We start from the raw sequence: 14,992 nt of genomic DNA, 5'->3' as shown, positions 1-14,992 counted from the left end.
AGCGAGATGCTGGATTTCTCGCTTGCTCCCGGCACGTTCTGGTTCGAAGCCTGGCAGGCCCGCTCATCCCTCGCCAGCGGCCTCGGCATCACCATGCTGAGTTCCGTGCTGAGCATCGTCATGGCCTCGGTCTGCGGCATCGCGATGGGCGTGGCGCTGGCCTATGGCTGGTGGTGGCTGCGGATGCTGGCGCGGCTTTACGTCGACGTGATGCGCGGCATTCCGCTGCTGGTGCTGATCCTGTTCACCTATTACGGGCTGGCGCTGTTCGGCATCAACATTGCAGCCTTCTGGGCCGGCGTCATTGCGCTCGGCGCCTTTGCCACCGCCCATGTCGCCGAGAATTTCCGCGGTGCGGTCGAGTCCGTGCCCGCCGGCCAGATGGAAGCGGCCAAGGCGATCGGCCTGACCTTCCGCAAGCGCCTGTTCTACGTGATCCTGCCGCAGGCTTTCCGCCGCATGCTGCCACCCTGGGTCAATACGGGGCTCGAAATCGTCAAGGGCACGACGCTGCTCTCGATCATCGGCGTCGTCGAGCTGCTGCTGTCGGCACAGCAGCAGATGGCGCGCAACTACATGATCGTCGAATTCTACCTGCTGACCACGGTGCTTTACCTGATCATCAATTTCACGCTCGCGCAGCTCGGCGCGGCGCTCGAACGCCGCACCTCCTATCTGCGCTACTGAACGGAACCGCGATGAGCGATCCAGCTTTGCTGCAAGCCACCCATGTCCACAAGAGCTTCGGCAAGGTCGAGGTCCTGAAGGGCATCGACCTGACCGTCCGGCAGGGGCAGGTCGTCTCGCTGATCGGCGCCTCCGGCTCGGGCAAGACGACCTTCCTGCGCTGCGTCAACCTGCTCGAAGAGCATGATGGCGGCGAGATCCTGCTCGATGGCGACCCGATCGGCTATACCGAGAGCGGCGGTAAGCGCAGGCGGCTCAGCGAGACGAAGGTCTCGGCCCAGCGCGCCCGCATCGGCATGGTGTTCCAGCAGTTCAATCTGTTTCCGCATCTCACTGCGGCCGAGAACATCATGCTCGGGTTGGTCAAGGTGCTCGGCAAGGACAAGACCGAGGCGAAGGATATCGCTGGCCACTGGCTCGGCCGCGTCGGGCTCGGCGAGCGCGGCGGCCACTACCCCTATCAGCTCTCGGGGGGCCAGCAGCAGCGCGTCGCGATCGCCCGTGCGGTGGCGATGCAGCCGCGCCTGCTGCTGTTCGACGAAGTCACCTCCGCGCTCGACCCGGAGCTGGTCGCCGAGGTGCTCGGCGTCATGAAGTCGCTGGCCGAATCCGGCATGACCATGCTGCTCGTCAGCCACGAGATGCTGTTCGTGCGCGATGTCTCTGACCATGTCGTCTTCCTTGACCAGGGGCGCGTGGCGCAGGCGGGGCCACCAGGCGAGGTTTTCGATAATCCGGAAAACGAACGCCTGCGCAGTTTCCTCGGGCGCTTCCATGGCCTGTTCGGCCAGCGTGGCTGAGATACGGCTTGAAGGATGGAACCCTTCCGGCCGCTTTGATACGCGCCACCATCTGGCCTTGCGTGCTTGCCTGACCGAAGACGCGTGAGCTCGCGGCATGTGACGGCTTGCCTGAGCATCCTCCAAAGGCTTGGAAGCCGGCGTCAGGGAGGGCCACTTCTCAGGCGGCAGGCCAGCGTGAAGCCGGTTTCCATCTGTCGTCCATGGTGCGCGTCAGCCATTCGACGAAGGCCATGATTTCCGGGTTCTTCTCGTCGGCACGCCGATAGATGAGACGATGGGCCACCGCTTCGATGCCAAGCGGGCCGAACGGCATGACGAGCTCGCCCCGGTCGAGCAGGGCGTGCGCCTGAAGGTCCGATTCCAGCGCAAGCCCGAGCCCGTCTGCGGCCACCGCCAGGGCGAGATGGGCGCGATCGAACTGCGGGCCACGACGATTGAGTGCGACGGAAGGCGCGTATCGCGCCGACCATTGGTCCCACTGCACGACGCAGCGCAGGGAGTGGATGAGCGGCACCCGGTTGATGTCAGCCGGGGTTTTGAGCCTGTGCCTCGCGATGAACGCGGCGCTCGCGAGCGGCACGATCGATTCCTGGGCAAACGGCACCGACACGCAGTCCTCGGGCACAGGTCGGGCATACTGAATGTCGATCAGGATGCCGTCCTGGCCAAGACGCGCCGGTTCGTGCCCAGCGAAGATCGCGACGTCGATCGACGGATGCTCGTGCAGGAACTGGCCAAGGCGCGGGACCAACCACAGCGCCGCGAAACTCGGAGCGGCATGAATGGGCAGGCGCCGCACGCCGGCTCCGGCGGCGACGCGGTTCGTCGCCGTCATCAGCCGCGCGAAACTCTCTCCGATCGAGGCGGAATAGGTCAGCGCGTCCTCTGTCGGCACCACGCGGCGCTTGACCCGCAGGAAGAGAGGCCGCCCCAGCATGCCCTCCAGGGCACGCATCTGGTGGCTGATGGCCGACGGCGTCAGGTTGAGAAGTTTGGCCGCACCGACGAAGCTTCCCGCCTCCATGACGCAACGAAAGGTCATAAGCCATTGAAGAGGTGGCATTCCACCGATCATTGACGAATCTCGCTCATCGATTGACGCCGTCTTTTTCGTGATTCAATCACCCGGGCTCATGCTACGCCTTACTTACGAGGATTGCAGCTCATCAAACGAAGCTGCCGCCTGTAGGGAGGTCAACGCGCCGCAAGCGGCGCCAGCCGATGCGCACAAGCGCATACGGCCTCCTTGCTCGCACCTCATAACGAGACGTCGATCGGCGAGATCGGCCCAGCGAGGAAGGCCACCGCACGTGAATCTGCATAGCAAACTTCTGGAACGCAAGGCGGCCGGCAAGCCGGTCACGGTCGCGGTGATCGGCGCGGGCAAGTTCGGCACCATGTTCCTGTCACAGGTCAGGAACACCGCCGGCATGCAGGTCGTCGGCGTGGCCGACCTCAACACGGCCCGGGCGCGCTCCCAGCTCAAGCTGGCCTGCTGGCCTGACGAGCAACACGGCGCCCGTTCGATCGACGACGCGATCAAGAACGGCTCGACCCTGATCACCGACAACGCCGATTCGCTGATCGATCATCCCGGCATCGAGGTCATCATCGAGGCGACAGGCGATCCCGGCGCCGGCATTCGCTTCGCCATGCGCGCGATCGACCACGGCAAGCACATCGTGATGGTCAATGTCGAGGCCGATGCGGTCGCAGGGCCGCTGTTGGCGCGCAAGGCGAAGCAGGCGGGCGTCGTCTATTCGCTGGCCTGGGGCGACCAGCCGGCGCTGATCGCCGACCACGTCGATTGGGCGCGCGCGGCCGGCTTCCGGGTCGTATCGGCAGGCAAGGGCACGCGCTACCATCCGACCTACCATCAGTCCACGCCGGACACCGTCTGGGACATCCTCGACAAGTACATGAAGATCCGCGATCGCCAGTCGATCAACCCCAAGATGTTCAATTCCTTCGTCGACGGGACCAAGTCCGGCATCGAGATGACCGCCGTCTGCAACGCCACCGGGCTGCATGCCCAGGCCGACGGTCTGTCCTTCCCACCCGCGACGCGCTTCGAGCATGCCGAGATCTGCAAGCCCAAAGCCGATGGTGGCGTGCTTGAGAAAGCCGGCGTGACCGAGGTGACCTCGTCCGTGTACCGCGACGGCAGCGATGTGCCGCACAGCCTGGTGATGGGCACCTATGTCGTGTTCGAGAGCGACAGCGCCTATAGCGAGGAGTGCTTCCGGGAATACTCGATGCTGCCCGACAAGAGCGGCAAATACGCTTGCCTTTACCGGCCGATCCACATGATCGGCCTCGAATTGGGCATCTCGGTCGCCTCGGCCGCTCTGCGTCATGAACCTACGGGCGCGCCGATCTGCTTCAACTCCGACGTCGTCGCCACGGCCAAGCGCGCACTCAAGGCCGGCGAGATGCTGGATGGCGAAGGCGGCTTCTGCGTCTGGGGCAAGCAGACGCCGGCGGCGACCTCGCTTGCCGAGGGCTATCTGCCGCTCGGGCTCGCCCATAACGTCAAGCTCAAGGTCGATGTCGCTGCGGGCCAGCGCCTGAAATGGAGCGATGTCGACTACGATCCCAACAACCAGGCCGTGAAGGTCCGGCGCGAGATGGAGACCGTCTTCCGGGCCTGAGTCCAGCCTGCAGTCACGAGCCGACCGGAACCCGAAAACGGGTCCGGAGATGTCCAGGGAGGGACAATCATGACGACGAAATTCATTAGCAATCCGAGCCGACGCGCCGTTCTCGGCGCGGCAGCGGCGGCAGCCGGCACGATCGCCATGCCGTCCGTGCTGCGCGCCCAGCAGATCGAATGGATCGGCGCCTCCGCGACACCGCCGACCGATTTCATCGCGCTGAGCCTCGATGTCTTCGCGGCGCGGGTGAAGGCCCTGACCAAGGGCCAGATCAACATCACGGCGCACCATGCCGGCGCGCTTGGTGGCGAACGCGAGAACGTCGAGGGGCTGCTGCAGGGCGCCATCCATGTCGCGACGCCCGGCGCTGCGATTTTGGGTGGCTGGTACAAACCGGCCGAGGTCTGGACCTATCCTTATCTCTTCAAGGACGTGGCCCATAAGGACAAGGTCATGACCGCTATTATGGTCGAATACGGCGATGAGGTCGGCAAACAGGCCAAGCTGCGGCCGGTCGGGGCGATCCCGCGGATGCCGCGAACACTCTCCTCCAACCGCGTCGTCAAGACGCCGGCCGACCTCAAGGGCCTGAAGATCCGCGTACCGGAAACGACGATGTGGCGGCGCACCTTCGAACGCTTCGGCGCCTCGCCGACGCCTCTCGCCTTCCCGGAGGTCTTCCAGGCGCTGAAGTCGGGCGTGATCGAGGGTCAGGAGAATCCGATGGCGCTGACCTACAACAGCGGCATCTTCGACGTGAACCGCAACCTCGCCCTGACCGAACACATGATGCAGGACAATATGATGGTCCTGTCGGAGGCGAGTTTTCGCGGGCTCACAGAGGAGCAGCGCAAGCTCGTCGTCCAGGCCGCGCGGGAAATGGAAGATGACCTGCGGCCGAAGGTGATCGCGGACGACAACCGTATCCTCGAACTCGTCAAGGCGAAGAAGATCGCGATCAACGAGGTCGACAAGGATGCGTTCCGCAAGAGCCTAGAGGGCATGGAAGCCGAATTCGCCCATGTGAAGGGCTGGATCGAGAAGATCAGAGGCATCGCCTGAACTGATTCAGCCGATGTCGGGCCGGGCCGCGAGGCCCGGCCCACCACGCCCTCGAATCTGGTTTGCCATGCAGCCCCGCAACGGATTTACCGCGCTCTGGCGCGCCCTCTGCGACGTTTGCGAATGGGTCAGCCGCGTCATCGTCGGCGGTTCGCTCGCGGCCATCGTCGTCATCACGGTTGTCGCCGTGTGGTATCGCTACGGCCTCAACAACCCGCTCTCCTGGACAGAGCAGGTCTGCCGCATCCTGTTCGTCTGGTCAGTCTTCGCAGGCGCGACCGTACTCTACCGGCAGATGCTGCACATCGCGATCGACATGTTCGTGCTGATGCTGCCGCAGAGGTTCCAGACCGCGATATTCTGGGTCAACCAGGCCCTGATGCTTCTGATCGCGGTGATGATGCTCTGGTTCGGACTGCAGATCTCGATCGGAACGCTGGGACAGACCTTCGGTGCCCTCGAGATCACCCCCGCCTGGTTCTATTTCGCTGCCCCGTTCTGCGGCGCGCTGATCATTCTGTTCTGGATCGAAAAACTGTTCGATCCGCAGAAGCGCGATCCGACCGGCGAGGTCCACCTCTAGAGGAGATTCGACCGTGGCCGGCGTCCTTATGCTGAGCTTCACCGGGCTGATGCTGATCGGACTGCCGATCGCATTCGCCATGGCACTGGCAGCGATCGTCACGATCGCCAACCACCCGTCCCTGCCCTATTCAGTCTTTGTGCAGCGGGCCCTGATCGGCGCGGATTCCTATTCGCTGCTTGCAATCCCGTTCTTCATCCTGGCCGGGAACATCATGAATGTGGGTGGCATCACCGTCCGCATCATCAGTTTCGCCAATGCCTGCGTCGGTCGCTTTTCGGGCGGGCTCGGCCTGACGACCGTGATGTCGTGCATGGTCTTCTCCGGCGTCTCAGGCTCGGCGGTGGCCGATGCGACGGCGCTGGGCAAGGTTCTGATTCCGGGCATGAAGCGCTCAGGCTACGCGCCTGGACTGGCCGCCGCGATCACGGCGTCGGCATCGGTGATGGGACCGATCATCCCGCCCTCGATTCCGCTGGTCATCTATGCGCTGTCCGTCGGCAAGGGTGTCTCGGTCGCCGCGCTCTTCCTCGGCGGCGTCGTGCCCGGGCTGCTGCTGGGCGCCGGGCTGGCGGTCGCAGTCTATTTCGTCGCCCGCGCACGCCGGTATCCGGTGCACGAAGCCGTTCCGATGCGGCAACTCATGTCGGCTGGCGTCAAGGCGATCTGGGCGCTGATGATGCCCTTCGTCATCCTCTTCGGCGTGACCGGCGGCATCGTTACGGTCACGGAGAGCGCGGCGATCGCTGTGCTCTATGCGCTCTTTGTCTCGATGGTGGTGCATCGCGAACTCTCATGGCGCCAGCTCTGGGGCATCTGCGTCCAGAGTGGGCTCGATTCCGCCGTGGTGATGATCATCATCGCCTTCGCCGCGGGCTTCGGCTGGCTGATGGCGATCAGCGGCCTGCCCCGCCAGATCGCCACCGCGATCGCCGCCATCTCGGACAACCCCCTCGTCATCCTCCTGCTGATCAACCTGCTGCTGCTCGTGGTCGGCTGCTTCATGGAGGCGATCGCGGCGATGATCATCCTGGTCCCGGTCCTCATCCCAATCGTCGAAGCCGTCGGCATCGACCTCGTGCATTTCGGGCTGGTGCTGGTGTTCAACCTGATGCTGGGCCTGCTCACGCCGCCCGTCGGCATTCTGCTGTATATCTGCGGGAACTTCGCCCAGGTGAAGATCGAGAGCGTCATTCGCGAGGTGCTGCCGTTCCTGGCAGTGGGTCTGGCCGTGCTGGTCGTGATAACGCTGTTTCCGCAAACCGTGCTGTGGCTGCCGAATCTGGTGTTGAACTGAGGCGCAGCCGAGACCTGCAGCGGACGCGTGCGCTATTGATCGCTGAAAGGCGAATTCACCGATCAGGTCGATTCAACCTGATCGGATCAGGCTCTGGCCGAAGCACCGCGCGTTCCAGACTTGGCCAGATGCGGAACGGCGGCGATCCAGCCGGTTCGCGGACGTGCTCGGAAGGGACAAGCAGGCACGACAGAGCCGGGCACGTCGGAGCGCGTCGCGATCCACGTCCATTCGCTGAACTGACCGGCATCGGACAACGCACTGTGAGCGAGCCGATGCCGTTCGCATCCAGCGATCAGTAGCCGCCCTTGCGCTCCGCGACATCTCGGAATGGCGCCAGCAATTGACGCAATTCCCGGATCATCAATCCGACATCCGAGCCCAGCCCGATCATGCCAAATCCCTGCTGCCGACGCTTGGCGATGTCGTCGGCGCTCGTACCGATGATGCCGGAGGCAATGCCGCGCTCGTCCGCCAGGCGCTTCATGCGCAGGATGTCCTCGGCAATGCCCGGTCCTTCCCAGACCGCGAGATGGCCGAAGCTCTGCGAGAGATCGGACGGGCCGAAGAAAATCGCCTCCAGCCCAGGCACGGCAAGGATGTCGGCGATGTTGGCCGAGGCCTCGGCGGTCTCGATCACGGGAATGACCATGGTCTCCTCGTTCGCAACGGCGACGTAGCTCTCCATCGCCATGCCCCAGCGCAAGGCGCGCTCATGGCCGAGTCCGCGCTTGCCGGAGGTCGGATAGCGCGCATGGCCAAAAGCCTCGGCGAGTTCCGCAGGCTCGCGTATCAGCGGCAGCAGCACCCCGTGGGCACCAAGATCGAGCGCGCGCTTGATCGTATCGACCGAGGCGGTCGGGACGCGCACGATCACCGCGAGGTCGCTGCCCTTCGCGGCGCGGAGATGGTCGACCACGTCGCGATAGCCGAGGCTGCCATGCTCCATGTCGACGCAGACCCAGTCGACGCCGAGTTCGGCGGCGACCTCGGTGACAGTCGCACTCTCGAGCGTGGCCCAGAGCCCGACTGTCGGCTCACCGGATTTCAGCTTCCGCCGCAGCGGATTCGAGAAGGCTTGTGACGGCATGGTCACCTCCGACACTTTGGCTCGGCCTAATTCAGCAGCAGCCGCGGCAGGATCAAGGATATTTCCGGGATATAGGTGATCAACAGCAGGGCGATCACCAGCGGCACGTAGAACGGCGCGATGGCCACCAGCGCCTTGTTTATCGGCACGTTCGCGACCTTCGCGACAGCGAAGAGCACCATGCCGACCGGAGGAGTCAGCAGACCGATCATCAGGTTGAGCACCATCATGATCCCGAAATGCACCGGGTCGACCCCGACCGCGACGGCCAGCGGCAGCAGCATCGGCGTGAAGATGGTGATCGCGGCGTTGGTCTCCATGAACAGACCGATGACCAGCAGGAAGACGTTGATCGCCAGCAGCAGCATCACCGGGGAAAGATCGAGCCCGCCGACGAGCGCGACGAGCTGCTGCGGGATCTGGGTGAAGACCAGCAGCCAGCCATAGAGCGCGGCCGCGGCGAGGATCATCATGATGCCGGCCGTCTCGCGCATGGTCTCGCGCAGGACCTGGAACAATTGCGCCAGCGTGATCTCGCGATAGACCAGCATGGCGATGATGATCGCGTAGACGGCAGCGATGGCAGCGGCTTCGGTCGGGGTGAAGACGCCGCTCATCATGCCGCCGATGATGATGGCGGGCGTGAACAGCGGCGGGAGCGCCCTGAAGAAGCTGCGGACCAGCGCCGCGAAGCCCTGCCATTTCTCGGTCGGCAGCTTGCGGCGATGCGCCTGCCACCAGACCAGCAGCATCATCAACCCGCCCATCAGCAATCCCGGCAGGATACCGGCGATGAGCAGCGCGGTCGCCGAGACATTCGCGACCACCGCGTAGATGATCAGCGGGATGCTGGGCGGAATGATCGGGCCGATCGTCGCGGAGGCCGCAGTGACGCCGACCGAGAAATCGTCGGGGTAGCCGGCCTGCCGCATCGCCCGGATCTCGACCTGGCCGACGCCGACCGCATCCGCGACCGCCGAACCGGACATGCCGGAGAAGATGATCGAGGCCGCGATATTGACCTGGCCAAGTCCGCCGCGCATGTGGCCGGCGAGGCGATCGGCAAACTCGTAGATGCGATCGGTGATGCCGCCGGTATTCATGATCTTGCCGGCCAGGATGAAGAACGGGATTGCCAGCAGCGGGAAGCTGTTGACGCCGTAGACCATGCGCTGGGCGAGGATGGTGTAGGGGATACCGTTGATGCCGCGCTCCACGAGCGTGACGATCAGCGAGGACAGGCCCAGCGCGAAGGCCGCCGGAACGCCGATCACGAAGAGAGCGAGCAAGCCGCCGATGAAAAGCGCCAGGATCATTGTTCGGCTCCCCTGGCGCGGCCGGCCATGTGCATCGCTCGCTCGAACATGTCGAGCAACATGAGAAAGGTCATGACGAGCATCGAGATGCCGACGGCGGCGTAGACATAGCCCGTGCGGAACCAGTCCATGGTCGCGGTGAAGGTCTCCCAGGTCGCGTTGGTCAGGAGCCAGCAGCCATAGGCGACGGAGATCAGGAACCAGGAGATCAGAAGGTCAACGAGCATGGCGACGACATCGGCCGAGCGTCCGGAGACATAGCCGTCGATGATGTCGACCCGGATATGCTCGCGGGTGATCAGAATGACGACGCCGCCGAAATAGGTAGTGAGGACGCAGGTGAGACGCGCCAGCTCCTCCGTCCATTGCAGCGGTGCATTCAGGATATAGCGGAAGAAGACCTGCAAGACCGAAGACGTGATCATGATCAGGAATGCAGAAATCGCGAGTGTTTCAAAGACGACGTAGATCGTCCTTCGGATACCTTTTACCGGGGCCATCACGTTCTCCAGGCTGCCTTGCATTCCGGGCCGCGGCGAGAAGCAATCGCCCCTCGCCGCGGCGCGCGCTCACTTCAGGTACTTGGAGACGGCCTGGACGACGCTCGGCGCCCAGCCCTTCGAGAGTTCATCGATGGCGGGGCGAGCCTTGGCGATGAAGGGCGCGCGATCGACCTTGATCGCGGTCATCTTGTTCTTCTCGACCAGCGCGTTGCAGACGCCGTCGATCTGCTGCTTGGTGACCTCGTCGCCGTATTTGGCGGCGTCGACGGCCGAGCTGACGACGGCCGTGCGCAGTTCCGGACTCAGGCTGTCGAGGAAGCGCGAGCTGATCGTCCAGTGCCAGACGGCCGGGACATGCGCCGTATAAATCAGGTGCGTTTGAACCTCGTAGAGCTTGGCCTGGTTGACGTTGAAGCAGGGATTTTCCTGCGCCTCGATCACACCCATCTGCAGGCCGCTGAAAACCTCCGGCCAGGCGACGGGCGTCGGCCGGGCACCGAGCTCTGACCACACCCGGACCCAGGAGGGAATTTCCGGAACGCGCAACTTGAGCCCCTTCAGATCGTCGGGCGTCCGGATTGCCTTCTTGGCGGAAAGGTGACGGTCGCCGCGACGGAAGAAGGCCACGAGATCGAGCTTGGCCTTGTCCTTGATCAGCTTCTTGCCCTCGGCACCGGCCGAACTCGCCCAGAACTCGAAAATCTCTTCTGGGCCGGGAAACACGAAGGGCACGACGGTCGCGGCATAGGGCGGCGCGACGACATTCGGCAGCGTATCGCCAAACAGCGTCATCTGGACTTCGTTCACGGTAAGCTGTTCGAGATTGTCGCGCTCGCCGCCGAGCACCGCGGAATGGAAGATCTTGACGTTGATCTGACCCTTGCTCCGCTCCTTGACCAGTTCGACGAACTTGTCGACCGCCTGGAATTCGGGTCCTGGCGGCGAGGTGTGCATTGCGAAGCTGAGTTCGACGGCCTTGGCCGCCGGCGCAGCAAGCAACAGTCCGAGCGCCAGGACAGACGCCGTAAGCTTGGTGTTGAGCATCGCTATTCCTCCCTGTGTTGGTCTTTTCTTGCCTGTGTTGGCTTTTGCTTGTGGCTTGTTGTTTTCGTCGTTCCACTCGCTTCGGTGCGCCGGACTATGCGTTGCCGGCAACCTCCGCAGCTTCCTTGACGCTCTGGCCGGCCCTGAGGCCCTTCCGCCGTGCGGCATCGCCCACGGCGCTGAGCACGCCGCTCAGCCAGGCATCCTGCGCGTCACCGATCCGGGCCGTGTCGTGCGAGGTGGTGGCGCAGGCGATGCCCTTCGCATCGAGCATCGCGAGCGAGGCGCGTCCGGCACAAGCCTTGCCGCCCCCGGCATCGTTGAAGACGACCAGATGCGGCGGATGCAGCGCCGCGAAGGCGCCCGAGATCAACCCGCCATGCGAGCCGCAAATGATGATCGCCCCCTCGTCCTGCGGTGCGATCAGCGAGATCGAATCCATCAGCACGACGCGATGGCCAGCGATCTCGCCAACGGTCTCATTCCTCATGGCCGGCCTCCGAAGACGCGGCGGACGGCCTGGTTTGCCGGCTCACCGAGCGCGAAGCCGGCCTTTTCCGCCAATGGATTGAGGGCGGACACGACGCCCGATTGCCAGGTCTCCAGCGCGTTGCCGATCAGCGCGCTGTCATGCGAGACCGTGCCGGCGATGATGCCCCGCGCCTCGAGATAGGGCAGCGAGGCGATGCCGGCGTCCTCCTTGCCGATGCCGGCATCGTTGAAGAACACCGCCGCGATCGGCACCTTGCCGGCATATTCGCCGGAGCTGATGCCGCCATGCGAGCCGGTCATCACCACCTGGCCGGCATCCTCGGGCTTCACATGCGCGATCGTATCGACGGCGACGACGCGACGCGTACCGACGATCTCGACGACCTCGCGCAGCATGACGAAATCGGGTTGGGCTGTGTTCATCCCCTGCCCTCCGGCGCGATGCCCGACATCTCCTGCATCAAGAGCGCCAGCGAGGAATTGTCGAGATCGGCGCGGCCGGTATTGGCGAGCACACCGTAGAGCTGCTGGACCAACGCCGTGACGGGAAGAGCCGTGCCGGTGGCGCTGCCATTCTCGAGCGCGAGCTTGAGGTCCTTGCGCTGCAAGGTGACACGGAAGCCGGCGGCAAAGTTGCCGTCGAGCACACGCTGGCCATGCAGGTCGAGAGCCTTGCTCTGGGCAAAGCCGCCAAGCAGCGCCGTCCGGATCTTGTCCGGATCGACACCGTTCTTGCGCGCCAGCGTCATCGCCTCCGCGACGGCCTGGATATTGATCGCGACCGCGACCTGGTTGCAGACCTTGCAGACCTGGCCGGCACCCGGCCCGCCAATATGGCTGATGGTCTTGCCCATTGCCTCCAGGACCGGGCGGCATCGTTCGAGCACGCCAGCGTCGCCGCCGATCATGATCGACAGCGTCGCGTTCTCCGCGCCCTGGTAACCGCCGCTGACCGGGGCATCGAGCATGGCGACGCCCCTCGCCGCCAGCGTCTCGGCCATGGCACGGGTCGCCGTCGGCGAGATCGAACTCATGTCGATCAGGACGCTGTGCGGGCGCATCGAAGCTGCGAGCCCGCCCTCGCCGAGCACCACGGCTTCGACATCGGGCGTATCGGGCAGCATCGTGATGACGATGTCGGCGGCGCCGGCGCCGGCGATCGAGCCAGCATCGCTCGCTCCGGCCGCGACAAGCTCGGCGACAGCGGCGCGGTTGAAGTCGTGGACGGCAAGGTCGAAGCCGGCCTTGCGTAGGTTGAGCGCCATGCGGCGCCCCATGACACCGAGGCCGATGAAGCCGATCTTTGGCGATTGAGAACTGGTCGTCACGGCCGGCTCCTCAATGCGTCTTGCAGTGCAGGCCGCCATCGACGCAAAGATCGATGCCGGTGATGTATTTCGACTCGTCGGAGGCTAGGAAGAGCGCCGCATGCGCGATATCCCAGCCGTCGCCCATGCGCTTCATCGGCGTCACCTCGGCACGCTTGCGCTGCATCTCGGTGAAGTCGGTGTAGTGCGCCTTCATCGCCTCGTAGATGTGCGGCGTATCCATCAGGCCGGGCAGCACGGTGTTCGCCCGGATGCCCTTCTCGGCATATTGCATCGCGATTGCCCGGGTGAAGTGGTTCACCGCTGCCTTCGAGGCGTAGTACGAAATATAGTTGAAGTGCATCCAGCGGATCGAAGCCAGAGACGAGATATTCACGATCGAACCTGAACCCTGCTCTTCCATGATCGGCAGGACACATTTGCAAGCGAAAAACATGCTCTTCAGATTCACGTCCATGACGCGATCCCATTGTTCTTCCGTAGTCTCGACCGGGCCGCCCTCGATATTCATGCCGACATTGTTGTGCAGCACGTCGATACGGCCCCAGGTCGACTGCACCGTGTCGACGACCTCGCGCACGCGATCGAGGTTCACCACGTCCGCCTGCAGCGCCAGGGCGGTTCCGCCCTCGCTCTCGATGATCTCGCGCGTGCGCTCGGCCGCGGCGAGATTGAGATCGACGCAGGCGACCTTGGCGCCCTCGCGCCCATAGAGCACGGCAGAGGCCTTGCCGTTGCCCCAGCCCTCGCCGACCGAGCCGGCACCGAAGACCAGCGCAATCTTGTTCTCCAGGCGTCTAGACATGTGTTCTCCGTCTCCGATGAATCCCAGATCGAGCGGTCATTTCGCGTGCCGCTCGAAGGTCTCGATCGCCCGCTTCAGCGCGGGCATCTCTCTGGCTGCGACTGCGAGCGGGATGCCGGCTCGAGCCGCTTCCCAAGCTGCGCGCAACGCGCGCGTGCCAGCGGCAATGCCGTCAGGATGGCCGACGATGCCGCCACCGCAGGCGTAGATCAGGTCCGTCGTGCCGAGCGCCGAATAGGTGTCGTGGACCTGCAGCACGGTCTGCGCGCTCGACAGCACCGGCATCACACGTGGATCACCATCATGCAGCGGCGTCAGGCAGGCGCGGGCAGAAGCCAGAACCGACTCGTCGCTCTCGGCGAACTTGCTGCGCAGGCCGTTGACATGGATGTGGTCGACGCCGGCGAGGCGATGCAGCTTCTGGTAGACGCGGTAGTCGAAGCCAAGCATCGGCGCGCGCGAGAACAGCGCCCAGCCATTGCGATGGCCATGGATGAAGAGCGGGAACTCGCGGCGCAGCGCCAGCACGGCCGGCGTCCCCATCCAGTTGAGGCTGAGCATGGCGCAATCGCCGCCGGCCTTCAGGATCGCCTCGGCGCCGCGGCGCATCTGGTCGAGATCGCCGGTGATGTTGAAGGCATACATGATGCGCCGGCCAGTCCGGTCGGCATGGCGGTCGACCGCCGCCATCACCGCTGCGATCCGCGCGTCGAGCGGCGCGAAGAGCGGATTCGACGTCAGCTCATCGTCCTTGATGAAGTCGATCCCGCCTTCGGCGAATTGTGTGACGATCTGAGCGGTCTCGTCCGGCAGCAGGCCGATGCTCGGCTTGACGATGGTGCCGATGGCGGGCAGCCCGTCGAGCTTGAAACGCTCACGCGTCCCGGTGATGCCGAAGCGGGGGCCGGGGAAGGCCGCGATGAGCTCCGGCGGCAGGTCGACGTCCAGCAGGCGGATGCCGGAGAGCTCGCTCAATTCGCCGAGATTGCCGCAGACCGTCGCCATCAGCGTCTGCAGGTCCGGCCCGATACTGGCGTAAGGCCAGACAATCTCGATCCTCGCCTGGGTGTAGCGCGCTCGCGCGGAGGCGCGCGCTCCGGGCAGACTGGGCACCGGCACTTCGGCGAGGCGCTCGATACGAGCGACCCGCGCCCCTGCCCGCGCCGTCACGGCATCGGTCTCGGAGGCGAGCTTCATGAATGTGCCGGTCGACTGCTCGCCGGCAATGGCAGCGGCGGCCTGCTCCACCGGCAGCGGCGTCTCGATCAGGTAGTGGGCACGGATCTCGGTCATGTTTGGTACGAGGTATGATCTTTATGTTGCAGCGC

At 64.5% G+C, this 14,992-nt stretch carries 16 protein-coding genes; 6 read left to right on the top strand and 10 right to left on the bottom strand.

Annotation, left to right across the window (positions count from 1 at the left end):
• Positions 1–6 precede the first annotated feature (6 nt).
• Together C8D03_RS12345 and C8D03_RS12340 are read left to right on the top strand one after the other, a co-directional pair.
• Positions 7–687, top strand: a complete 681-nt coding sequence (locus tag C8D03_RS12345) for an amino acid ABC transporter permease (protein ID WP_181300936.1) — start codon at positions 7–9, stop codon at positions 685–687.
• An 11-nt stretch (positions 688–698) separates the two neighbouring features.
• Positions 699–1,487 carry an amino acid ABC transporter ATP-binding protein gene (locus C8D03_RS12340; RefSeq protein ID WP_108046528.1) on the top strand — a complete coding sequence of 263 codons (789 nt, stop codon included), beginning with the start codon at positions 699–701 and terminating at the stop codon, positions 1,485–1,487.
• Positions 1,488–1,647: 160 nt separating this feature from the next.
• Here C8D03_RS12340 and C8D03_RS12335 read toward each other — a convergent pair whose 3' ends face one another.
• Positions 1,648–2,565, bottom strand: coding sequence for a LysR substrate-binding domain-containing protein (locus C8D03_RS12335; RefSeq protein WP_108046527.1), 918 nt, complete (start codon positions 2,563–2,565; stop codon positions 1,648–1,650).
• A gap of 235 nt (positions 2,566–2,800) precedes the next feature.
• Between C8D03_RS12335 and C8D03_RS12330 the strand changes: the two genes are divergently transcribed.
• The 4 genes from C8D03_RS12330 (at position 2,801) to C8D03_RS12315 (ending at position 7,086) form a co-directional block, all read left to right on the top strand.
• A complete protein-coding gene (locus tag C8D03_RS12330) occupies positions 2,801–4,141 on the top strand; it encodes an NAD(P)H-dependent oxidoreductase (RefSeq protein ID WP_108046526.1) in 1,341 nt (446 codons plus the stop codon).
• 69 nt (positions 4,142–4,210) lie between these two features.
• Complete coding sequence (locus tag C8D03_RS12325) at positions 4,211–5,206, top strand: TRAP transporter substrate-binding protein (RefSeq protein WP_108046525.1); 996 nt, start codon at positions 4,211–4,213, stop codon at positions 5,204–5,206.
• 67 nt (positions 5,207–5,273) lie between these two features.
• Positions 5,274–5,789 carry a TRAP transporter small permease gene (locus tag C8D03_RS12320; RefSeq protein ID WP_181300934.1) on the top strand — a complete coding sequence of 172 codons (516 nt, stop codon included), beginning with the start codon at positions 5,274–5,276 and terminating at the stop codon, positions 5,787–5,789.
• Between the two features lie 13 nt (positions 5,790–5,802).
• Entirely contained in the window at positions 5,803–7,086 is a 1,284-nt protein-coding gene (locus C8D03_RS12315; protein WP_146170162.1) for a TRAP transporter large permease, read from the top strand.
• A gap of 295 nt (positions 7,087–7,381) precedes the next feature.
• Here the strand turns inward: C8D03_RS12315 and C8D03_RS12310 are convergent, their stop codons facing one another.
• The 9 genes from C8D03_RS12310 to C8D03_RS12270 form a co-directional block, all read right to left on the bottom strand.
• The gene (locus C8D03_RS12310) at positions 7,382–8,176 is read right to left on the bottom strand and encodes an HpcH/HpaI aldolase family protein (protein WP_108046522.1); all 795 of its coding nucleotides are present in this window, start codon (positions 8,174–8,176) and stop codon (positions 7,382–7,384) included.
• A gap of 26 nt (positions 8,177–8,202) precedes the next feature.
• Positions 8,203–9,492 carry a TRAP transporter large permease gene (locus C8D03_RS12305; protein ID WP_108046521.1) on the bottom strand — a complete coding sequence of 430 codons (1,290 nt, stop codon included), beginning with the start codon at positions 9,490–9,492 and terminating at the stop codon, positions 8,203–8,205.
• Complete coding sequence (locus C8D03_RS12300) at positions 9,489–9,917, bottom strand: TRAP transporter small permease (RefSeq protein WP_181300932.1); 429 nt, start codon at positions 9,915–9,917, stop codon at positions 9,489–9,491. Before C8D03_RS12300 ends, C8D03_RS12305 begins: the two co-directional genes overlap by 4 nt.
• 144 nt (positions 9,918–10,061) lie before the next feature.
• The gene (locus tag C8D03_RS12295) at positions 10,062–11,039 is read right to left on the bottom strand and encodes a TRAP transporter substrate-binding protein (RefSeq protein WP_181300930.1); all 978 of its coding nucleotides are present in this window, start codon (positions 11,037–11,039) and stop codon (positions 10,062–10,064) included.
• 94 nt (positions 11,040–11,133) lie between these two features.
• The gene (locus tag C8D03_RS12290) at positions 11,134–11,529 is read right to left on the bottom strand and encodes a hypothetical protein (RefSeq protein WP_108046518.1); all 396 of its coding nucleotides are present in this window, start codon (positions 11,527–11,529) and stop codon (positions 11,134–11,136) included.
• Entirely contained in the window at positions 11,526–11,954 is a 429-nt protein-coding gene (locus tag C8D03_RS12285; RefSeq protein ID WP_108046517.1) for a hypothetical protein, read from the bottom strand. The genes C8D03_RS12290 and C8D03_RS12285 overlap by 4 nt, the downstream gene beginning before the upstream one ends.
• On the bottom strand, positions 11,951–12,859 hold the full coding sequence (locus C8D03_RS12280) for an NAD(P)-dependent oxidoreductase (RefSeq protein ID WP_248308441.1): 909 nt from the start codon (positions 12,857–12,859) through the stop codon (positions 11,951–11,953). Before C8D03_RS12280 ends, C8D03_RS12285 begins: the two co-directional genes overlap by 4 nt.
• Positions 12,860–12,869: 10 nt before the next feature.
• A complete protein-coding gene (locus C8D03_RS12275; protein ID WP_108046515.1) occupies positions 12,870–13,664 on the bottom strand; it encodes an SDR family NAD(P)-dependent oxidoreductase in 795 nt (264 codons plus the stop codon).
• 36 nt (positions 13,665–13,700) lie between these two features.
• Entirely contained in the window at positions 13,701–14,957 is a 1,257-nt protein-coding gene (locus tag C8D03_RS12270) for a ribulose-bisphosphate carboxylase large subunit family protein (protein WP_108046514.1), read from the bottom strand.
• Between the last annotated feature and the right edge of the window lie 35 nt (positions 14,958–14,992).

Origin of the sequence: Bosea sp. 124 (assembly GCF_003046175.1) — a bacterium.
Taxonomy (GTDB): domain Bacteria; phylum Pseudomonadota; class Alphaproteobacteria; order Rhizobiales; family Beijerinckiaceae; genus Allobosea.
The sequence above is the reverse complement of the archived record's forward strand: the minus strand, read 5'-3'. Positions and strand labels throughout refer to the sequence as shown.